This is a genomic window from Methylocystis rosea SV97, assembly GCF_000372845.1.
Taxonomy (GTDB): domain Bacteria; phylum Pseudomonadota; class Alphaproteobacteria; order Rhizobiales; family Beijerinckiaceae; genus Methylocystis; species Methylocystis rosea.
The window spans coordinates 1,803,282-1,823,079 of the sequence record NZ_KB889963.1 but is presented as its reverse complement, the minus strand read 5'-3'; the positions used below and the strand labels follow the sequence as shown (position 1 = coordinate 1,823,079).

Sequence of the window (19,798 nt, the reverse complement as noted above, 5' to 3'; positions counted from 1 at the left end):
GCTTTACGCGCCCCTCGCGCAGATGAAGACCTGTCGGCGCCGGCCCCAGCACTCGCCTGTCCTATAGACCTTGCCGAGGCTGCGGCCGCCGAGGCTCGCCGTCCACGTCCGTCCATGATCTTGCGTCAGAACAAGCGCGTCGTCTCCGGCGTTGAGCGTCAGCGTTGAGCGCCTGGGCTGGCGGAGCATGCAGCTGCGCTCGAAGAGAACCCGTCCATCTATCTTGACGAAGCATTTGGCGCGGCGGCCTTCGTCGGCGGGCGCGTCCTGGCGTTGACTTTCGCGCGCCGCGGTCCGCGCCGCTGGCGCCTCGTCGCCCGGCTCCGCCGTCGCGGCCGCATCAATTGGCGGCGCGTCGTCGAAGGCGGTGTTCGGCAGCGCCGCATCGAGCGGCGGGACCGTCGCGGCGCCGAGCGCCGGCGCGGCGGCAGGAACGTCGGTTTTTGGAGGCGGCGGCAGCGGCTCGGGCAAGGGCTCCGCCGCGGCCTGGGCTTCCAGAAGCCGCTGTTTTAGCTCCTTGGAGTCGGGCGTCGGCGGCGTCGGAGACGCAATTGTGTCCGGCGGGACGCTAACGGTAAGCGCCGAGGATGGCGCGACGTCGGCGGCCTGTGCGGCCTCGGTCACGGGCGCCTGCTCCGGCGCCGGCGTCGGCTGCTCGATCCGCACAGGCGTCGTCGGCGTTTCCACTTGACGCAGCGTCGCGCCATCGGCGCGCGGCGCGGGCGCGCCTCTCATCGCGAGAGTCGCGACGACGACGCCTCCCAGCAGGATGGCCCCGGCGACGACATAAAACCAGATCGGCGCTCTGAACGACGCGGCGCCCTGGACCGCGCGCCACTCGCCAGCGACGTCGCTCGAAAAATCCTTGATCCAGCCCATCGCGCGCGTGTTGCGGAAGGGCCTCTCCAAGCTTTCGAGCTCTCTTAAGAGGCGCCGCTTCTCTTGGAGTATCCGCCGTTCAAAATTCTCCAACTCCGCGACTTTGCGCCGCTTTTCGAGTGTTACGCTCATACTACTCACTCCAAGCGCGTTCGCGTGAAGGCGAAGGAAGTACTTCTTCACGACGATACATGCAGGCTCTGCGCTCGACGGCGCGCGCCAGCACCAGCTACTTACGAGATATTTCTCCCCGCCCGAGTATTGCCGCGCAATTCGCCGGAGTCGTTCCGGCCCTACGCTGCTCCTCTTGTGGATTAACCAACAAAATTATGGCTGTTCTTTGCCGCATCCTCTTGACGAGGCGCGAATCGCACTCGACTCAGGTCGGCCCCGCGCGCCTTCTTGACATCGTTCGCACCGCACGTATGTTGCCGGCCAATTCGCTCCCGGCGCGCTCAGCGACCGGGACGATTTCATTTCTCTGATAGACTGGGATGAGCGATGGCCAAGTCCGCCATGATCAAGATCAAGCTCCTGTCCACGGCGGATACGGGCTATTTCTACGTGACGAAAAAGAACGCGCGCACGAAGACGGAAAAGCTCGTTTTCAAGAAATACGATCCCGTCGTGCGCAAGCACGTGGAATTCAAGGAAACCAAGATCAAGTAAGCGCGCGCAGATAACGCGCGCGCCTGGCCGCAAGCGCGCGCAGATAACGCGCGCGCCCTGTCGAGGCGTTCGTCACAACCGCTGGTCTAGCCAGGAGGAGCGTCGCCGCAGGGGGACGCTTCGAGAATTTTTGGCTGGAGAAGAAACCGCTTTGGGGAAGGCGGCCGACTGACGATGGCTTCAAGGAGGCCACTCCAACCACCGCCAGTCGGCCAACCCCACGGACCCAGGAGATGCGGCGGACCTGAGCACTCCGCAGGGTATTCGAAGTTGTGCCGAATACGCATCAAACGCTTACGCACGCCATGGGTCTTCTTACAGGCCCTTCGACGCCGCCAGACGCGCAACTCATTTGGCGCAGTCACGTTACTCCGGCTGCACAAAAATGCAACTATCTGATATGAAATTTCACAGACGCTGAGTTGTGAAGCGTTTGTGCGATATCGAAACAAATAACATCGCGCTGCGATGAACGCGGCGCCGGAGGAGTAGATGGCTTCTGGATTCCGCTTTGTTCTCGGCGTCGTGGCCGGCGTCTCGATCGCCCTGACGCTTTCCGCTTGCGGCGATCATATGCCCGGCGACGCCACGGGCGCGAAGGTGTTGCGCAATCTTCTGGAGAAGAATGGCGTGGACGCCAAGCTCGTGTCCTTCAAGAAGGTGCAGGGCCGCGAAGTGAAGCGCGAGAACGTCGACGCTTACGAATTGATGTATGAGGCTGAAATTCTGTTTCCCGAGGGTTTTGAAGCCAAATGCGCTGATGAGCGCGAGCGCGGAACATGCGCCTTTCTCGGCCTCGACAACGACCGGACATTCATCAAGGCCGAAGTGCACACGAGCGAAGGAACGCTTCATTTCGTGAAGAGCGAAAAGGGCTGGATGGCCGAGGATAGCAACGCCTATTAGCGCCGTGCAGGCGCTCGCGCCGATCGTCATCATTCCGGCGCGTCTGCGCTCGACGCGTCTGCCCGGCAAGCCGCTCGCCGACATCGACGGTCGGCCCATGATCGTCCATGTCTGGGAGCGCGCATGCGCCGCGGCGCTCGGACCTGTCGTGGTCGCGACCGACTCTCCTGAGATCGCGCGCGCGATCGAGTCGGTCGGCGGACACGCGGCGCTCACGCGCGACGCTCACGTCTGCGGCAGCGATCGCATCGGCGAAGCCTTGCGGGCGCTCGACCCGCAAGGCCGGCATGGCGCCGCCGTCAATCTACAAGGCGACCAGCCCTTGCTTGCTGACGGAGCGCTCGAAGCGGCGCTCGCGCTTCTCGACGATCCGGCCGTCGACATCGGCACCCTCGCCTGCCCGGCGCGCGCCGAAGACGCGGGCGATCCCAACGCCGTCAAGCTCGTGGGAGCTCCGCTCGCGCCTGGTCGGGTTCGCGCGCTTTACTTCACCCGAGCGCCCGCCCCTCATGGCGATGGACCGCGATTGAAGCACATCGGCGTTTACGCCTTTCGCCGCGCCGCTCTGGAACGATTCGTATCGCTGCCGCCCTCCCCGCTTGAACTGCGCGAAGGGCTTGAGCAGCTGCGCGCGCTCGAGGCCGGCATGCGCATCGACGCCGCGCTGCTGGACAAAGGCGCCCCATCGGTGGATACGGAACGCGATTTGACCGCGCTGCGCGCCGCGGCGTGCGAACAGGACCCAAAGTGACGCAATATATCGCCTATCAAGGAGAGCCCGGCGCGAATTCCGACCTCGTCTGCCGTCAGGCCTATCCGCAACTGACGCCGCTTCCTTGCGCGAGCTTCGAGGACGCCTTCGCGTCGGTGACCGAGGGGCGCGCCGTGCTCGGCATGATCCCGATCGAAAATTCCATCGCCGGACGCGTCGCCGACATTCATCATTTCCTGCCGCATTCCGGTCTGCATATCGTCGGCGAGCACTTCCTGCCGATCCATTTCCATTTGATGGCGCCCAGGCGCGCGACGCGGCAGGGGCTCAAGAGCGTCTACAGCCATGTCCATGCGCTGGGTCAGTGCCGCCGCGCCATCCGCGAACTCGGCCTCGCGGCGCATACCGCCGGCGACACCGCCGGCGCCGCCCGCGAAGTCGCCGAATGGGGCGATCCGACAAAGGCCGCGATCGCGCCGCGACTCGCCGCCGACATCTACGATCTCGACGTGCTGGCGGAGAATATCGAGGACGAGGCGCATAACACGACGCGCTTCATCGTGCTGTCGAAGACCAAGCAATGGGCGGCGCCGAACGCGGGTTCGACCATCACCACCTTCATCTTTCGCGTGCGCAACGTGCCGGCCGCGCTCTACAAGGCGCTCGGCGGCTTCGCCACCAATGGCGTCAACATGACCAAGCTCGAAAGCTACATGGTTGACGGCGAATTCGCCGCGACGCGCTTCCTCGCCGACGCCGACGGACATCCCAAGCAGCCGGCGATGGCGCGGGCGCTCGAAGAACTGCAGTTCTTCTCCAAGGAAGTGGAGATTCTCGGCGTTTATCCCGCGAGCGATTTCCGCCTCACCAATATCCGCGCCTTCGCCTTTGGGGATTGACAGGCCTCAAGCGCAATTGCTTTCCTTGCCGGCCTTCTTCAGCGGGAACGGACTGTCGCCCCAAGCGACGCTTCGTTCGCGCCATGAGCGACGTCCTTCGAGACGCAAGCGCCCGTCGGAACGGCCAAAATGATTTTCAGGAGCAAGCGCTCGAAGGGAACAGCCCATGGCCGTCGCCTATGATCCCAATAATATTTTCGGCAAGATCCTGCGCGGAGAAATCCCTGCGCATAAGGTCTACGAGGACGACGTCTCGCTGGCGTTTATGGATATCATGCCGCGCGCCGAGGGCCATGTTCTGGTGATTCCGAAGGAGGGCGCGCGCGGCCTCCTCGACGTCTCGCCGGAAACGCTCGGCCAATTGATCAAGCGCGTGCAGCATGTCGCGAAGGCGATCGAAAAGGCCTTTGCCTCGGATGGCCTGACTCTGCATCAATTCAACGAAAGCGCCGGCGGACAGGTGATCTATCACCTGCACTTCCACCTGCTGCCGCGTTGGGAAGGCGTCGCCTTGCGCCCTCCGGGGACCATGGCCGAGGATGCAAAGCTCGCGGAACAGGCGGAGAAAATTCGCGCCGCCATGGCGCCGTTCGAAGGATGAGGCCGCTGCGGCGCGGGCTTGCCTGATCGGGCAAGCCTTTGACCAGGCAAGCCTTGCTGGAAGACCTATTCTTCGCCGACTTTCGCCGGCCTCAGCGCCACCGGGCGCAGCAGGAAAGACGGCACGTGGTCGCCCAGTCCAATGACGGGCGGCCCATCGTCTTCATGATGGCGCGGGCGGCGCTCACGACGGTCTGCGACAGGCGCCCCGGCCGGCGCCCCATAGGCCGGAGGCCGGAGACTTTCTCCCTCCGCCTTGGCGCGGCCGCCGCGCGTCCGGCCCATGCTGACGGGCGCCTCGCGTTCGGCGGCTGGCCGGCGGTGGTGCGCGCCCGCTTCGCCCTCGACGGCGGCTGGCCGGCGGGTGACGGGCGCTTCGCGTTCGGTGGCGGCTGGCCGGCGGTTAATGCGCGCTTCGCCCTCGGCGGCGACTGGCCGGCGTCCGCGCTCCCGGCGCGGGCCGCGTTCGGCCCGCTCGCCGCGGCGCTCTTGCGGGCTCGTCTCCATGGGCGGCGGCAAGGCGTCGAAGCCCGGCCCCTCCCAATCGATCGCCTTTCCGATCAGGCTCTGGATCTGGTCGATGTATTTCATGTCGTCGCCGGTGACGAGCGTGATCGCCACGCCCGACCGGCCGGCGCGGCCGGTGCGGCCGATCCGGTGCACGTAATCTTCGCTATGAGTCGGGACGTCGAAGTTGAGCACATGGCTCACGTCCGGAATGTCCAGGCCGCGGGCCGCCACATCCGAACACACGATCAGCGACACATCGCCGTTCTTGAACGCGTCGAGCGAGGCCATCCGCGCCAGCTGATCCATGTCGCCGTGCAGGGCGCCAGCGGAAAAGCCGTGTTTGACGAGCGAGCGATGAAGGGTCGCCACGTCGCGCTTGCGGTTGCAGAAAATGATCGCGTTCTTGAAGTTATCGGCGTCGCGAATGAGCTTGCGCAACGTCTCACGCTTGTCGGCATGGCCTCGCGAAGCAACGAGAACTTGCCGGATCGTGGTCGCCGTCGTCGCGGCGCGCGAGACTTCGCAACGGATCGGATTATGCAGAAAGGCTTCGGTTAGCCGCGTGATTTCCGGCGGCATGGTCGCAGAGAAGAAGAGCGTCTGCCGCGTGAACGGCACCAACTTACAGACGCGTTCGATGTCGGGAATGAAGCCCATGTCGAGCATACGGTCGGCCTCGTCGATGACGAGAATTTCGATGCCCGTAAGCAGCAGCTTGCCGCGATCGAAGAAGTCGAGCAGACGGCCCGGCGTTGCGATCAGCACGTCGGCGCCGCGCATGATTTTGGTTTCCTGCTCGCCGAAGGCGACGCCGCCGATCAGCAGCGCGACGTTGAGACGATGGTTCTTGCCGTATTTGGCGAAGCTTGCTTCGACCTGCGCGGCAAGTTCGCGCGTCGGCTCGAGAATAAGGGTTCGGGGCATTCTGGCGCGGGCCCGGCCGCTTTCGAGACGGCTCAGCATCGGCAGGGTGAAGGCGGCGGTCTTGCCGGTGCCCGTTTGGGCGATCCCGAGAATGTCGCGCCCCTGCAGGGCGGGTGGAATAGCCTGCGCCTGAATTGGCGTGGGGGTCGTATAGCCGGACGTTTGGACGGCTGCGAGAACCTTTTGGGAAAGGCCCAGTTCTTCGAATGTCATTAATTATCCTGAATTACGGCTCGCATGTGCGGAAATTCCGCTTGCGCGCTAGCCGTAAAGAAGCGCGCGTGGATTGTTGAGAGAAGTCGCCGTCGTCGCCGCAACGGCTATCTGGCCCGCCGACGGTCCGCCGCAAAGAAGCGCGGGCGATAGCCACGGGAATGCTTTAAGGGCAATCGCCAGATTGTCAATAAATATATGCGCCTGTCGGGCCGCGCACACGAGGGTTGGTCGCAAAAAAACTAATGATCGGCGATTTCGCCAGCTTCGCCGCAAGGCGTTAACGCTTTCCGTCCTTTGCGCCTGTCCGGGATCGCACCTGTCGGCAAACGGTCGATGTCGGCCTCGCGTTGTCCGGTCGGCGCCGGCGCCTCGGTTTGCGGCGCCGCCTTGGCAAGACCGGGCAGATCGGCTCCTGATCCCCGGGAAAAGCCCGCGGGCGCTAGCGCTTCTGGAGGCTCAAACATATTTGAGAGCAACTTGGCGCCGAGCACGCTGCACAAACAAGCGGCGATCGACAGCGCCGCGAGACTCCAAACGCCCGCCGGAAGTCCGGCGCGGGGTTGGCTTAAACGGCGATGCTCGACGGTTCGACGCACTTGAGAGCCTGAAGGTTAGCGGTGTGACGCTAATCTTGCGTAGGTAAATTTTTTATTGATGCAGCTTTCGACAAAACTCGGCGACGGCGCGCCGCGCGACCCCTTGCCAAGCCGGAGGGAAAGCTCAAAACTAGCGATATTCTTGATTTCCCTCACCGTGGAAATGGCCCAGATTCTGCGAGGCGACCCTAAAAGAACCACTGTAACGACCTACATGAAAAGGATCGAAAGGGTGAAGACGTGGCGGCGGAGGACTTAACGCTAGCGATGGCGGCCAATGCGCCGCGAGCGGCCAAGGAGCCGCGCAAGGGAGGCGACGTCGGTCCCGGGGCCGGAACCGCCCTCGTCACGCGAACGCGTCCTCAGACGCGCAAGCCCAATATGTATCGGGTGCTTTTGTTGAATGACGACTACACGACGCAGGAGTTCGTGGTGATCGTGCTGCGGAAATATTTCAACAAATCCGTGGAGGAAGCCACGCGCATCATGCTCCACGTTCACAATCACGGCGTCGGCGAATGCGGCGTTTACACCTACGAGGTCGCTGAGACCAAAGTCACCCAGGTCATGGATTTTGCAAGGAAGCATCAGCATCCTCTGCAATGCATCATGGAAAAGAAATAGGACGAGCGCATGCCGACCTTCTCGCGCAATCTCAAGCAGACCCTCGACCGTGCGCTCGCCTCCGCCCGGGAGCGGCACCATGAATATGCGACGCTCGAGCACCTGCTGCTGAGTCTCGTCGAGGACGTCGACGCGTCGGCGGTGCTCCGCGCCTGTTCCGTGGATCTCGACGTGCTGACCAAGAATCTGCGCGACTACATCGATCGTGAGCTCGACAACCTCGTCAACGAAGACGCGGATGAATGCAAGCCGACCGCCGGGTTCCAGAGGGTCGTGCAGCGGGCGATTATCAGCGTCCAATCGTCCGGCCGCGAAGACGTCAGCGGCGCCAATGTTCTTGTCGCGCTGTTCGCCGAGCGCGAAAGCCACGCCGTCTATTTCCTGCAGGAGCAGGACATGACGCGCTATGACGCCGTCAATTTCATCAGCCATGGCATCGCCAAGCGTCCGGGACTTTCGGACGCCAGCCGGAGCCCGCGCGGCGTCGAGGACGACGGCGAGCGCAGCGAAGGCCGCGAGGGCCGCGACGGCGAGAGCCGCAAGAAGGAAGGCGCGCTCGAGGCCTATTGCGTCAATCTCAACAGGAAGGCGCGCGACGGCCGCATCGACCCGCTGATCGGCCGCGAGCCGGAAGTGCTGCGCACGATTCAGGTCCTGTGCCGCCGGCAAAAGAATAATCCCCTGCTCGTCGGCGATCCCGGCGTCGGCAAGACCGCGATCGCCGAAGGCCTCGCGCGTAAGATCGTCTCGAACGAAGTGCCGGAGGTTCTCGCCGGCGCGACGGTGTTCGCGCTCGATATGGGCGCGCTGCTCGCCGGCACGCGCTATCGCGGCGACTTCGAAGAGCGCCTGAAGCAGGTCGTGAAGGAAATCGAGAATCACAAGAATGCGATTCTCTTCATCGACGAGATCCATACGGTGATTGGCGCGGGCGCCACCTCGGGCGGCGCGATGGACGCCTCGAACCTTCTGAAGCCCGCCCTGGCGCAGGGCGTTCTGCGCTGCATCGGCTCGACGACCTACAAGGAATACCGGCAGTATTTCGAGAAGGACCGCGCGCTCGTTCGCCGCTTCCAGAAGATCGACGTCAACGAACCCTCGATCCCCGACGCGATCGAAATCGTGAAGGGGCTCAAGCCCTATTTCGAGGAGTTCCATAAGATCCGCTACACCAACGACGCGCTGAAGGCGGCGGTGGAACTCTCGGCGCGGTATATTCACGACCGCAAGCTGCCGGACAAGGCGATCGACGTGATCGACGAAACCGGCGCGGCGCAGATGCTGGTCGCGGAAAACAAGCGCAAAAAGACCATCGGACTAAAAGAGATCGAAACGACGATCGCCACCATGGCGCGCGTCCCGCCGAAGACCGTCTCCAAGGACGACGCCGAAGTTCTCGCGCATCTCGACGAGACGCTGCGGCGCGTCGTCTATGGGCAGGATAAGGCGATCTCGGCGCTGACGTCGGCGATCAAGCTCGCGCGGGCGGGTCTGCGCGACCAGGAGAAGCCGATCGGCTGCTATCTCTTCTCCGGACCGACCGGCGTCGGCAAGACGGAAGCCGCGCGCCAGCTCGCGACATCGCTCGGCATCGAGCTCGTGCGCTTCGACATGTCGGAATATATGGAGCGTCATACGGTGAGCCGGTTGATCGGCGCGCCTCCCGGCTATGTCGGCTTCGATCAGGGCGGACTGCTGACCGACGCCATCGACCAGCATCCGCATTGCGTGCTGCTGCTCGACGAAATCGAGAAGGCGCATCCCGATCTCTACAACATCCTGCTGCAGGTGATGGATCACGGGAAGCTGACCGACCACAACGGCAAGACGATCGACTTCCGCAACGTCATCCTCATCATGACGACGAATGCCGGCGCGCAGGATCTTGCCCGCACGCCGATCGGCTTCACGCGCACGCGCCGCGATCTCGACGACAGCGAAGCGATCAATCGGCTGTTCGCGCCGGAGTTCCGCAATCGTCTCGACGCCATCGTGCCTTTCGGTCATCTGCCGGTCGACGTCATCAAGCGCGTCGTCGACAAATTCATCATGCAGCTCGAAGCGCAGCTTGCCGACCGCAACGTCACCATCGAGCTCACCGACGAAGCGCGCAGCTGGCTCGTCGAGCACGGCTATGACGAAGCCATGGGCGCCCGGCCGATGTCGCGGGTCATTCACCAGCACATCAAGACGCCGCTCGCCGACGAGGTGCTGTTCGGCCGTCTGAAGAACGGCGGCGCCGTGCGCGTCGTCGTCGTCGGCGACGATAGCGGAACGAAGTCGCTGGGCTTCGTCTTCCCGGAGGGTCCGGTGTTGCCGCGGCCTGAGCGCGATATCTTCGAGGCCGGCAAGAAGCGCGCGGCGGAGGAAGCCGCATCCGGAGATGATTCGGCGATTCGCGCTGCTGATGCGGAACGCGACGAACGTCCGGCGCCGTTGAAGAGCTAAACGCCTAACGGGCGCGCGCCGCACAACAAACAGGGGCCGCTTCGCATGCGCTGCGAGGCGGCCTTTTTTTGAGGAGAGACGTGGCCGCGACGGGCTTTTTAAACCGTTCGCGCTTTCTTGGATTTCGCCGGCGCCGCCACGGATGGTTTGCGCGCCATCGCTTCAGCGAGATAACGCCCGGTGTGGCTGCGCGTTTCCTTGATGATCTGAGACGGCGGTCCCGCCGCGACGATTTCGCCGCCGCCGTCGCCGCCCTCCGGCCCCATGTCGATGATCCAGTCCGCCGTCTTGATGACTTCGAGATTGTGCTCGATCACGACCACCGTATTGCCCTGCTCGACAAGCTCATGCAGCACTTCGAGCAGCTTGGCGACGTCGTGGAAATGCAGACCCGTCGTCGGCTCGTCGAGAATATAGAGCGTGCGGCCTGTGGAGCGGCGCGACAGCTCCTTGGACAGCTTGACGCGCTGGGCCTCGCCGCCCGACAGCGTCGTCGCCTGCTGGCCGACATGGATGTAGTCGAGGCCGACGCGTTTTAGGGTTTCCATCTTGTCGCGGATCGACGGCACCGCCTTGAACAGAGTCGCCGCCTCCTCGACCGTCATGTCGAGCACGTCCGCGATGGACTTTTCGCGATATTTCACTTCGAGCGTCTCGCGATCGTAACGCTTGCCCTTGCACACGTCGCAGGTGACGTAAACATCGGGGAGAAAGTGCATCTCGATCTTGATGACGCCGTCGCCCTGGCAAGCTTCGCAGCGCCCGCCCTTGACGTTGAAGGAGAAGCGCCCCGGCGCATAGCCGCGCGCCTTCGCCTCGGGGAGACCCGCGAACCATTCGCGGATGGGCGTGAAGGCGCCGGTATAGGTCGCCGGATTGGAGCGCGGCGTGCGGCCGATCGGCGACTGGTCGATGTCGATGATCTTGTCGATCTGCTCGAGGCCTTCGAGGCGATCGAAGGGCGCCGGGTGCTCATGCGCGCCGGACAGTCGCCGCGCGATGGCCTTGTAGAGCGTTTCGATGACGAGCGTAGACTTGCCGCCGCCCGAGACGCCAGTAACGCAAGTGAAAAGGCCAAGCGGCACTTCCGCCGTAACCTCCTTGAGATTATTGCCGCGCGCGCCAAAGAGCTTGAGCCAGCGCCCGGGCGTCGGCTTGCGCAGCTTGTGACGAAGGATCACCTGCTTCTCGCCGGTCAGATATTGCCCGGTGAGCGAAGCGGGATCATTCATGATCTCCTGCGGCGTGCCCTGCGCGACGATTTTGCCGCCGTGAATGCCGGCGCCGGGTCCGACATCGACGACATAGTCCGCGGCGAGAATCGCGTCTTCGTCATGCTCGACGACGATGACGCTGTTGCCGAGATTGCGCAGCCGCCGCAGCGTGTCGAGCAGACGATCATTGTCGCGCTGATGCAGCCCGATCGACGGCTCGTCCAGCACATAGAGAACGCCGGTCAGCCCCGAGCCGATCTGCGACGCGAGGCGGATGCGCTGGCTTTCGCCGCCCGACAGCGAGCCTGAATTGCGCGACAGCGTCAGATAGTCGAGGCCGACGTCGACGAGAAAATTTAGCCGGTCGCGAATCTCCTTCAAGATGCGGAAGGCGATTTCATTGCGCTTCTTGTCGAGCGCGTCGGGCAGCGCGCGAAACCAGTCGAGCGCGGCGCGCACCGAAAGCTCCGAGACTTCGCCGATATGTTTGCGCGCGACTTTGACGGCAAGCGCTTCGGGCTTCAAGCGAAAGCCTTCGCACGCGAGACACGGCGTCGCCGACATGTAGCGGCCGATCTCTTCGCGCGCCCATTCGCTGTCGGTTTCGAGATAGCGCCGCTCGAGATTGATGACGACGCCTTCGAACGGCTTCTTCACATCATAGGCGCGAAAACCGTCGTCATAAGAGAAGCGGATCTCCTCCTCGCCCGAACCGTAGAGAATGACGTTCTTCGCCTTGTCGGAAAGCGTCTCCCACGGGACGTCGAGCCGAAACTTGTAATGCTTGCCGAGCGCTTCAAGCGTCTGCTGATAGTAGGGCGAGGTCGATTTCGCCCAGGGCGCGACCGCGCCTTTGCGCAGCGTCAGCTTTGGATTGGGCGCGACGAGGTCGGCGTCGACCTTCTGCTCATGGCCGATGCCGCCGCAGACCGGGCAGGCGCCGAAGGGATTGTTGAACGAAAACAGCCGCGGCTCGATCTCCGGGATGGTGAAGCCCGACACGGGACAGGCGAATTTCGACGAAAACAAAATGTGATGCGGCGCGTAATGCGTTGAGACGTTCGCCGCCGCCTGCACGGGCGCGAGCAGAACATTCTGGCCCTTTGGCGCGTCGGCGAATTCGACGACGGCGAGGCCGCCCGACAAATCGAGCGCGGTCTCAAAACTGTCGGCCAGTCTCGCGCTCATGTCGGGACGCACGACGATGCGATCGACCACGACATCGATGTCGTGCTTCAATTTCTTGTCGAGCGCCGGCACGTCGGCGATCTCATGATAGGCGCCGTCGATCTTGAGGCGCTGGAAGCCTTTCTTCGTATATTCGGCGATCTCCTTTCGGTATTCGCCTTTGCGGCCGCGCACGACCGGCGCGAGCAGATAGAGCCGCGAGCCTTCCGGAAGCGCCAGCACGCGATCGACCATTTGCGAGACGGTCTGGCTCTCGATCGGCAGGCCCGTCGCCGGCGAATAGGGCACGCCGACTCGCGCCCAGAGCAGACGCATATAGTCGTGAATCTCGGTGACCGTGCCGACGGTCGAGCGCGGGTTTTTGGATGTCGTCTTCTGTTCGATGGAGATCGCCGGCGACAGCCCGTCGATCTGATCGACGTCGGGCTTCTGCATGATCTCCAAAAATTGCCGCGCATAGGCCGACAGCGACTCGACATAGCGGCGCTGGCCTTCGGCATAGATGGTGTCGAAGGCGAGCGACGACTTGCCCGAACCGGACAGGCCGGTGAACACCACCAGCTTGTCGCGCGGAATCGTCAGATCAACGTTCTTGAGATTATGTTCGCGCGCGCCGCGAATGGAGATGGATTTGGAGTCAGCGCTGGAGTTAATTGATGCGCCCGCTCGCGCGTCCTTTTGCTTGATGATCGCCATTCACAAAGGCCGGAAGGAGAGTGGAAGCGTCATTTAGGCGCTGAGCAAGGCAAATGCCACGCGCCGCCGCATAAATCCATCTGAAGCTCATCCGATGCTCGATCAGCTCGCTTGCAATGTCAGCCTTGATATCGCGCCCGCATAGCGATATCATTGATATCAAATGCGGAGGCTGGCGTGCCTGACATTCTGTTGAGAGACGTTCCCCCGGAAATGAAGCGCCAGATCGAGGATCTAGCGCACGGGCATAAGCGCAGCATTTCGAGCCAGGCGAAATTGTTGCTCGAACGCGCTTTGTCTCAGGCTGTCCGGCCAGAGCGCGCCCGAGCGGCCGGAGGACTTGGAACGCGGCTCAAAAGTCTCGTGTCGCAAGAAGATTGGACGGACGATTTCATTCAGCCTCGTGATCAAAGCGACCGCGCCCCGCCAGATTTCGAATGATCTTGCTCGACACGAACATCGTCTCTGAAATGATGAAGCCGATGGGCGACGGTAACGTGCGGCGCTGGATGGACTCCTATTCTGAGCTCGATTTCTTCATCGCGACGCCAGTCATCGCGGAGCTTCGTTTTGGTCTGGCGCTGCTGCCTGAGGGGCGAAAGAAGGATGTTTTGACCAAAGCCTGCGACGCGATCGAAGAGGAGATTTTCGCTGGCCGCATATTGGCGTTTGATCAACGCGCGGCGCACGCCTTCGCCCGTTTGCGCGCTAGACGCAAAATGCGAGGCAACCCGCTCGCCGTCATGGACGCGATCGTTGCGAGCATCGCCGCCGCCCACGCAATGACGCTCGCGACGCGCAATGTTGCGGATTTCGTCGATCTCGACATCGCCGTCGTCAATCCGTTCGAAGCGCGCTAGCGATGCGCTTTGGAAATCCCCCGCCGTCATTGCGAGGAGGCGCAGCCGACAAAGCAACCCAGAGGCGGCGGTGGACGGCTGGATTGCTTCGCTTCGCTCGCAATGACGGGCGGTTTCGACGCGAAAGGTGATACTAAAGTATGCGTTGCTCCCGTTACGCGCAGCAGGCGCCAATCCCCTCATGACCGCCAATCCCTCCGCTACCCGCAAGCCACTTTACCGCCACCTCTATGTCCAGGTGCTCGCGGCCATTGCGCTTGGCGCGCTGTTCGGCTGGCTGGCGCCGCACGCCGCCGCGCAGGACTGGGTGAAGGCGCTCGGCGACGGCTTCGTCAAGCTCATCAAGATGGCGATCGCGCCGATCATTTTCTGCACGGTCGTCTCCGGCGTCGCCCATATCGAGGACGCGCGCAAAGTGGGCCGCGTCGGGCTCAAGGCGCTCCTCTATTTCGAGATCGTCTCCACATTCGCCCTCGCGCTCGGCCTGCTGATCGGAAATCTTGCGCAGGTCGGCGCCGGCTTCGCCGGAAAGCCCGACCCTTCCGCCATCGCCAAATATACGGCGCTCGCGGAAAAGCGCGGCGGCGTCGATTTTCTTCTCGACATCATTCCCGACAGCGCGATCGGCGCCTTCGCCAAGGGCGATATTTTACAGGTTCTGCTGTTCTCGCTGCTTTTCGGCTTCGCGCTCTTAGCGCTCGGCGAGCGCGGCCGCGCGCTGCGGGTGATCATCGACGACGTCGGCCACGCCATGTTCGGGGTCATCGCCATCATCATGAAGGCGGCGCCGATCGGCGCTTTCGGCGCCATGGCCTATACGGTCGCGAAATATGGCTCAGCCGCGCTTCTGTCGCTCGCCGGACTCGTCGGTCTGTTCTATCTCACGGCCGGGCTCTTCGTCGTCTTCGTGCTGGGCGCCATTGCGCGCACGGCTGGCTTCAACATCTTCAGCCTAATCGCCTATCTGCGCGACGAGCTGCTCATCGTGCTCGGCACGTCCTCATCGGAAAGCGCCCTGCCCGCTCTGATGGAGAAGCTGCAATGGCTCGGCTGCTCGAAGTCTGTCGTCGGACTCGTCGTGCCGACCGGCTATTCCTTCAATCTCGACGGCACCAACATCTATATGACGCTGACGACGCTGTTCATCGCGCGCGCGATGGGCGTCGAGCTCGATCTCTCCCATCAGGCGACCATCCTCATCGTCGCAATGCTGACGTCGAAGGGCGCGAGCGGCGTTTCCGGCGCGGGATTCATCACTCTGGCGGCGACCTTGATGGCGGTCGATCCGCAACTGGCGCCGGGCATGTCGCTTGTCCTCGGCGTCGATAAATTCATGAGCGAGTGCCGAGCCTTGACGAACTTTATCGGCAATGGCGTCGCCACCATCGTGGTCGCCGCCTGGGAGGGCGAGCTGGACCGCGCGCGGCTGACCGCAGGGCTCGCACGCAAAATTGATCCTTCCGATGTCGCGATCGGCGTCACGACGGAGTGAGGCCAGAGGCCCGCAAGCGCTAAGCTTCGGAAAAAGAGAACAAAATTCCGCTGTGCTTGCGCGATCTTACGACCGCTGCTAGAACAAAAATCGAACGTTCCGGGGTCGAGAGGCGCAACCACATCATCTGTGGACAATCCGAGCCGGCGCGCCCCAGGACCGGCCTTTGCACTAGAGTGCCACGCGTCAAAGCAAGCGGAGAGCGACATGGCGGGCAGCGTCAACAAGGTGATCCTGATCGGCAATCTCGGCCGCGATCCGGAGGTGCGGACGCTGCCGTCCGGCGATCGCGTCGTCTCCTTCTCGGTGGCGACCACCGAGTCCTGGCGCGATAAAAACACCGGCGAGCGCAAAGATCGCACCGAGTGGCACAATGTGTCGATCTTCAACGAAAATCTCGGGAAGATCGCCGAGCAATACTGCCGCAAGGGCTCAAAAATCTATCTCGAGGGCCAGTTGCAGACCCGCGAATATACCGACAAGGACGGCAATCAGCGCAAGGCGACCGATGTCGTGTTGCAGCGTTTTCGCGGCGAGCTGACTCTGCTCGACAGCAAGGGCGGACGCAGCGAGGGCGACTACGACAGCGGCTATAGCCAGAGCGGCGGATCCTTTGGCCGCTCCTCGCCGATGGAGCGCGGTCCCACCGAGCGGCGTCCCGCCCCCGCCGGCAAGCTCTCCGACCAACTCGACGACGACATTCCTTTCTGATCCCGGAAGCGCTCTAAGAGCGACCGCGCGACGCATATTCCAGGATGATGTCAGCCGCCCGAGCGCTCGGCGTCCGGCCTGTCTCGAGCAGGCGCGTGCGGACGCGCTTGAAGGCTGCGAGCTGCGCTTCGCGCGCCACGCTCTCGCGCAAGAGCGGCCTCAGCGCCTCGGCGAGCGCGCGCGGCGTCGCCGCCTCCTGCAGGAATTCCGGCACACTATTCTCGCCGATGATGAGATTGGGCAGCACGATTGATTCGACTTTGACGAGAAAGCGCAGCAGCGATTCGACGCGCGAGACCTTATAGGCGACAGCCATGGGAACGCCGGCGAGCGCCAGCTCCAGCGTCGCGACGCCGGACGTCACAAGTGCGGCGCGCGCATTTCGAAACGCGGCGAATTTCTCCGCCTGGCCAATCAGACGCGGCGTCAACGGCCATCCCCGCAGTTCGCGTCGCAAGGTCTTCTCAACATTCGGCGCGACAGGAATGACGACCTCGAAGTCCGCGCGTTCGCGCAAAAGCAGTTCGAGCGCCTCGCCGTAGATCGGCGTCATGCGCCGCACTTCCGCAAGACGCGACCCGGGCAGAACGAGCAGCGACCGCGCCACGCCGCGATCGTGAGAAGGCCGCGTCAGCTCGTCGAGCCGCTCGACGAGCGGATGGCCGACATGGACGCATCGCGGCCCGCCAAGGCGAGCATGCGCCTGCGGTTCGAAGGGCAGCAGCGCCAGCAGGCAATCGACATAGTCGCGCATCGCGCGCGCGCGGCCGGGCCGCCACGCCCATACGGTCGGGCTGACGTAATCGACGATCGGCAGGTCAGGTCGGGCGGCCCGCACCCGGCGCGCGACGCGATGGGTAAAATCCGGCGCGTCGATGATGACGAGACAGTCCGGCGCCTGATCGGCGACCGCCCGCGCCGTCTGTGCGATGCGCCGGACAAGGCGCGGCAGCCGCGCCAAGACGGGAATGAGGCCCATCACCGCGATGTCTTCTAGCGGAAACAGCGAAACGAGGCCTTCGCGCGCCATCGCCTCGCCCCCGACGCCGGAAAAAACGGTCTCCGGACGCGCGGCGCGCAAAGCCCGCATCAGCGCTGCGCCAAGTTGATCGCCAGAGGCTTCGCCAGCGACAAGGAAGATGCGCGGCGCGCTCATGGTTCGGCGCGCGCGCGAGGCGCGCAAAGCGGCCGCGTCGAGGGCGCCCGCAGAAATTCGACGATCGCCGCAATGTCGGCGTCGCCGGCGAAATCTCGCGACAGACAGTCGATGCGTTCGCTCAGCGCGCGCGCCTCTTGCGCGAAGAGCAGGCGATACGCCCGGCGTAGCCGCTCGATGCGCTCCGGCGCAAAACCGCGCCGCTGCAGGCCGACGCGGTTGAGGCCGAAAAGATGGGCGCGGTTGCCCGACGCGAGCGTAAAGGGAATGACGTCGCCTTCGACGCCCGAGAGGCCGCCGACGAAGGCATGCGCGCCGATACGCACATTCTGATGCACCGCCGTCGCGCCGCCGATCATCGCATGGTCCCCGATCTCGACGTGGCCGCCCAGCAGAACCTGATTGGACAGTATCACGTCGTCGCCCAGCCGACAGTCGTGAGCGACGTGCGAAGAGGCAAGAAAGACGCAGCGCGCCCCGATACACGTGCCCTGGCCCACGCCTGCATTGATGGTCACGCCTTCGCGAATGACGCATCCCTCGCCGATCGTCAGCACGCCTTCCGCGAGCGCAGCCTTGATATCCTGCGACGGCAGTCCCACGGCGGCGAAGGGGAAAATCCTCGCGCGCGCGCCAATGCGCGTAACGCCGCCGACGACCACATGGGAGTGGAGAGTCGCGCCGTCGCCGATCTCGACGCCGGCGCCGATATGGCAAAAGGGGCCAATGGCGACGCCGACGCCGAGCCGCGCGCCGTCTTCGACCACAGAGGACCGATGAACCGAAGGGCTCAATGTCGCACTCGCCGCGTCGACGCTAGCCGCCCATCATGACGCTGATCTGCGCCTCGCAGACCAGCGCGCCGTCGACCAACGCGCGCCCAGAATACCACCAGATGTTTCGCTTCTGCGCGGTTTTGGCCATGTGGAATTCGACACGGTCGCCCGGCGTCACCGGCTTACGGAATTTCGCATTGTCGATCGTGACAAAATAAACGAGACGCGACCGATCCGCGCCTTTCAGCGCGCGGATGGCGATGACTCCGGCAGTCTGCGCCATCGCCTCGATGAGCAGGACGCCGGGCATAATCGGACGCTCGGGAAAGTGCCCCTGAAACTGCGGCTCGTTGACCGTGACGTTCTTCACGCCGACGCATGATTCGTCGCCGCGAATGTCGAAGATTCGGTCGACCAGCAAGAACGGATACCGATGCGGCAGTTGGCTCATGATCTGCATAATGTCGGCGCTCTCCAGAGTCGCGCCGGCCGCGGCCTCGGGCATTTTTTCCTCCTCCTCGAGGGCATGGCGAGCGCCATCCCAGTTCTTGCTTGTTTTCGCGTCGGCTTGTCTTACGTCGGCTTGTCCTTGCGCGCGAGTCGGTCGAGCAACGCCGCGCTGCGCAAGAACCGCCGCAATGGGCGCGCTGGCGCGCCGCCGACCCGCGCCCCCGCCGGCAGGTCGCGCATAACCCCGGATTTGGCGGCAACCGCTGCGCCTTCGCCGATCGTGAGGTGGCCGGCGACGGCGGATTGTCCGCCAAGCGAGACGAAATCGCAGATCTCACAGGAGCCGGCTACGCCCGATTGGGCGACGATGGCGCAAAAACGGCCGATCACCACATTGTGGCCGATCTGCACGAGATTATCGATTTTGGTTCCCTCGCCGATGATCGTGTCGCGCGACGCGCCTCGATCAATCGTCGTATTGGCGCCGATCTCGACATCGTCCTGCACGATCACGCGACCGACCTGCGGCGTCTTGAGATAACCTTGGCGCGTTGGCGCGAAGCCGAAGCCATCCTGCCCAAGCCGCGCCCCCGGGTGAATGACGACGCGGTCGCCGATCAGCGAATGGGTGAGGCTCGCATGCGCGCCGATTGAACAGTCGCGGCCGATGCGCACATTCGGACCGATCACCGCCTGCGGCCCGATAATCGTTCCGGCGCCGATCTCGGCGCCCGGCCCGATCACGGCGCCGGGATCAACCACCACGCCTGGTTCGAGTCGCGCCTGCGGATGCACCGCCGCTCCCGGAGAAACGCCGCTGGATTGGAATAAGGAGCCGGGCCGCAGCGCGTCCGGAAAGAGATGCGCGGCCGCGAGCGTCATCGCCCGCTGCGGATCGTCGACCACGAGCGCGACGACGGACTTGGGCAGCAGATCAAGATGGCGCGCGCGCAGGAAGCAGGCGGTCGCTCGGCACTCCAAGAGGGCCTTGCGATAACGCGGGTTGTCGTAGAAGCAGAGGTCGCCCGGCCTGCTCCAATCGAGCGTGGCCACGCCGATGATAAGGGGCGGCGGCGCAAGCTCGCCCGACGCTTGCGCGCCGTCAGGACCGCCGCGAATCTCGGCCCCGGCGATCTGCGCAATTTCGCTCAAAGGGGCGGGTCGCGCCAAGGGAAAGAAGGCCGCGGCGCTCACGCTACAAAATCCAGCGCGGCAGCCCAAGCCAAGCCTTCAGCCGTCCGCCGGGCGCGGTTCGCCCGGCGATCGTCTCCG

The 19,798-nt window shown here is 63.8% G+C and carries 17 protein-coding genes; 10 read left to right on the top strand and 7 right to left on the bottom strand.

Annotated elements, in window-relative coordinates; all coding sequences use genetic code 11:
- Positions 1-3 precede the first annotated feature (3 nt).
- A complete protein-coding gene (locus A3OO_RS22570) occupies positions 4-1,011 on the bottom strand; it encodes a hypothetical protein (protein ID WP_026222842.1) in 1,008 nt (335 codons plus the stop codon).
- 369 nt (positions 1,012-1,380) lie between these two features.
- Between A3OO_RS22570 and rpmG the strand changes: the two genes are divergently transcribed.
- The 5 genes from rpmG to A3OO_RS0109470 all read left to right on the top strand — a co-directional run bounded on the left by rpmG (position 1,381) and on the right by A3OO_RS0109470 (position 4,666).
- Positions 1,381-1,548, top strand: coding sequence for a 50S ribosomal protein L33 (gene rpmG, locus A3OO_RS0109500; RefSeq protein WP_014892635.1), 168 nt, complete (start codon positions 1,381-1,383; stop codon positions 1,546-1,548).
- Between the two features lie 492 nt (positions 1,549-2,040).
- Positions 2,041-2,454, top strand: coding sequence for a hypothetical protein (locus A3OO_RS0109490; protein ID WP_018407608.1), 414 nt, complete (start codon positions 2,041-2,043; stop codon positions 2,452-2,454).
- A 4-nt stretch (positions 2,455-2,458) separates the two neighbouring features.
- A complete protein-coding gene (locus A3OO_RS0109485; RefSeq protein ID WP_018407607.1) occupies positions 2,459-3,205 on the top strand; it encodes a 3-deoxy-manno-octulosonate cytidylyltransferase in 747 nt (248 codons plus the stop codon).
- Positions 3,202-4,065, top strand: coding sequence for a prephenate dehydratase (locus A3OO_RS0109480; RefSeq protein ID WP_018407606.1), 864 nt, complete (start codon positions 3,202-3,204; stop codon positions 4,063-4,065). The genes A3OO_RS0109485 and A3OO_RS0109480 overlap by 4 nt, the downstream gene beginning before the upstream one ends.
- A gap of 166 nt (positions 4,066-4,231) precedes the next feature.
- Complete coding sequence (locus A3OO_RS0109470) at positions 4,232-4,666, top strand: HIT family protein (RefSeq protein WP_018407604.1); 435 nt, start codon at positions 4,232-4,234, stop codon at positions 4,664-4,666.
- 65 nt (positions 4,667-4,731) lie between these two features.
- Here A3OO_RS0109470 and A3OO_RS0109465 read toward each other — a convergent pair whose 3' ends face one another.
- Positions 4,732-6,312: a DEAD/DEAH box helicase gene (locus A3OO_RS0109465; protein ID WP_018407603.1), complete on the bottom strand. Its 1,581-nt coding sequence runs from the start codon at positions 6,310-6,312 to the stop codon at positions 4,732-4,734.
- 866 nt (positions 6,313-7,178) lie between these two features.
- On the opposite strand from A3OO_RS0109465, the gene clpS reads away from it, so the two are divergent.
- Together clpS and clpA are read left to right on the top strand one after the other, a co-directional pair.
- On the top strand, positions 7,179-7,535 hold the full coding sequence (clpS, locus tag A3OO_RS0109445; RefSeq protein WP_018407599.1) for an ATP-dependent Clp protease adapter ClpS: 357 nt from the start codon (positions 7,179-7,181) through the stop codon (positions 7,533-7,535).
- Positions 7,536-7,544: 9 nt separating this feature from the next.
- Positions 7,545-9,983, top strand: coding sequence for an ATP-dependent Clp protease ATP-binding subunit ClpA (gene clpA / locus A3OO_RS0109440; RefSeq protein ID WP_018407598.1), 2,439 nt, complete (start codon positions 7,545-7,547; stop codon positions 9,981-9,983).
- Between the two features lie 98 nt (positions 9,984-10,081).
- Here clpA and uvrA read toward each other — a convergent pair whose 3' ends face one another.
- Positions 10,082-13,081: an excinuclease ABC subunit UvrA gene (uvrA, locus tag A3OO_RS0109435; RefSeq protein WP_018407597.1), complete on the bottom strand. Its 3,000-nt coding sequence runs from the start codon at positions 13,079-13,081 to the stop codon at positions 10,082-10,084.
- Positions 13,082-13,518: 437 nt separating this feature from the next.
- On the opposite strand from uvrA, the gene A3OO_RS0109425 reads away from it, so the two are divergent.
- The 3 genes from A3OO_RS0109425 (at position 13,519) to ssb (ending at position 16,144) form a co-directional block, all read left to right on the top strand.
- Positions 13,519-13,941 carry a type II toxin-antitoxin system VapC family toxin gene (locus A3OO_RS0109425; RefSeq protein ID WP_018407595.1) on the top strand — a complete coding sequence of 141 codons (423 nt, stop codon included), beginning with the start codon at positions 13,519-13,521 and terminating at the stop codon, positions 13,939-13,941.
- 181 nt (positions 13,942-14,122) lie between these two features.
- Positions 14,123-15,433, top strand: a complete 1,311-nt coding sequence (dctA, locus tag A3OO_RS0109420; RefSeq protein WP_018407594.1) for a C4-dicarboxylate transporter DctA — start codon at positions 14,123-14,125, stop codon at positions 15,431-15,433.
- 207 nt (positions 15,434-15,640) lie between these two features.
- The gene (gene ssb, locus A3OO_RS0109415; protein ID WP_018407593.1) at positions 15,641-16,144 is read left to right on the top strand and encodes a single-stranded DNA-binding protein; all 504 of its coding nucleotides are present in this window, start codon (positions 15,641-15,643) and stop codon (positions 16,142-16,144) included.
- 13 nt (positions 16,145-16,157) lie between these two features.
- On the opposite strand, the gene lpxB is transcribed toward ssb, so the two are convergent.
- The 4 genes from lpxB to lpxD form a co-directional block, all read right to left on the bottom strand.
- Entirely contained in the window at positions 16,158-17,300 is a 1,143-nt protein-coding gene (gene lpxB / locus A3OO_RS0109410; protein WP_026222840.1) for a lipid-A-disaccharide synthase, read from the bottom strand.
- Complete coding sequence (lpxA, locus tag A3OO_RS0109405; protein WP_026222839.1) at positions 17,297-18,094, bottom strand: acyl-ACP--UDP-N-acetylglucosamine O-acyltransferase; 798 nt, start codon at positions 18,092-18,094, stop codon at positions 17,297-17,299. The genes lpxB and lpxA overlap by 4 nt, the downstream gene beginning before the upstream one ends.
- A gap of 22 nt (positions 18,095-18,116) precedes the next feature.
- Positions 18,117-18,581 (bottom strand): 3-hydroxyacyl-ACP dehydratase FabZ, encoded by a 465-nt coding sequence (fabZ, locus tag A3OO_RS0109400; protein ID WP_018407590.1) that lies wholly within the window; start codon positions 18,579-18,581, stop codon positions 18,117-18,119.
- Positions 18,582-18,649: 68 nt separating this feature from the next.
- Positions 18,650-19,720: a UDP-3-O-(3-hydroxymyristoyl)glucosamine N-acyltransferase gene (lpxD, locus tag A3OO_RS0109395; protein WP_026222838.1), complete on the bottom strand. Its 1,071-nt coding sequence runs from the start codon at positions 19,718-19,720 to the stop codon at positions 18,650-18,652.
- Between the last annotated feature and the right edge of the window lie 78 nt (positions 19,721-19,798).

Excerpts from the sequence above, each read along its gene's own strand:
- rpmG (WP_014892635.1), top strand. The coding sequence starts at position 1,381 with ATGGCCAAGTCCGCCATGATCAAGATCAAGCTCCTGTCCACGGCGGAT.
- clpS (WP_018407599.1), top strand. The coding sequence starts at position 7,179 with ATGGCGGCCAATGCGCCGCGAGCGGCCAAGGAGCCGCGCAAGGGAGGC.
- A3OO_RS0109425 (WP_018407595.1), top strand. The coding sequence starts at position 13,519 with ATGATCTTGCTCGACACGAACATCGTCTCTGAAATGATGAAGCCGATG.
- clpA (WP_018407598.1), top strand. The coding sequence starts at position 7,545 with ATGCCGACCTTCTCGCGCAATCTCAAGCAGACCCTCGACCGTGCGCTC.
- A3OO_RS0109470 (WP_018407604.1), top strand. The coding sequence starts at position 4,232 with ATGGCCGTCGCCTATGATCCCAATAATATTTTCGGCAAGATCCTGCGC.
- ssb (WP_018407593.1), top strand. The coding sequence starts at position 15,641 with ATGGCGGGCAGCGTCAACAAGGTGATCCTGATCGGCAATCTCGGCCGC.
- lpxB (WP_026222840.1), bottom strand. The coding sequence starts at position 17,300 with ATGAGCGCGCCGCGCATCTTCCTTGTCGCTGGCGAAGCCTCTGGCGAT.
- A3OO_RS0109490 (WP_018407608.1), top strand. The coding sequence starts at position 2,041 with ATGGCTTCTGGATTCCGCTTTGTTCTCGGCGTCGTGGCCGGCGTCTCG.
- fabZ (WP_018407590.1), bottom strand. The coding sequence starts at position 18,581 with ATGCCCGAGGCCGCGGCCGGCGCGACTCTGGAGAGCGCCGACATTATG.
- dctA (WP_018407594.1), top strand. The coding sequence starts at position 14,123 with ATGACCGCCAATCCCTCCGCTACCCGCAAGCCACTTTACCGCCACCTC.
- uvrA (WP_018407597.1), bottom strand. The coding sequence starts at position 13,081 with ATGGCGATCATCAAGCAAAAGGACGCGCGAGCGGGCGCATCAATTAAC.
- A3OO_RS0109465 (WP_018407603.1), bottom strand. The coding sequence starts at position 6,312 with ATGACATTCGAAGAACTGGGCCTTTCCCAAAAGGTTCTCGCAGCCGTC.
- A3OO_RS22570 (WP_026222842.1), bottom strand. The coding sequence starts at position 1,011 with ATGAGCGTAACACTCGAAAAGCGGCGCAAAGTCGCGGAGTTGGAGAAT.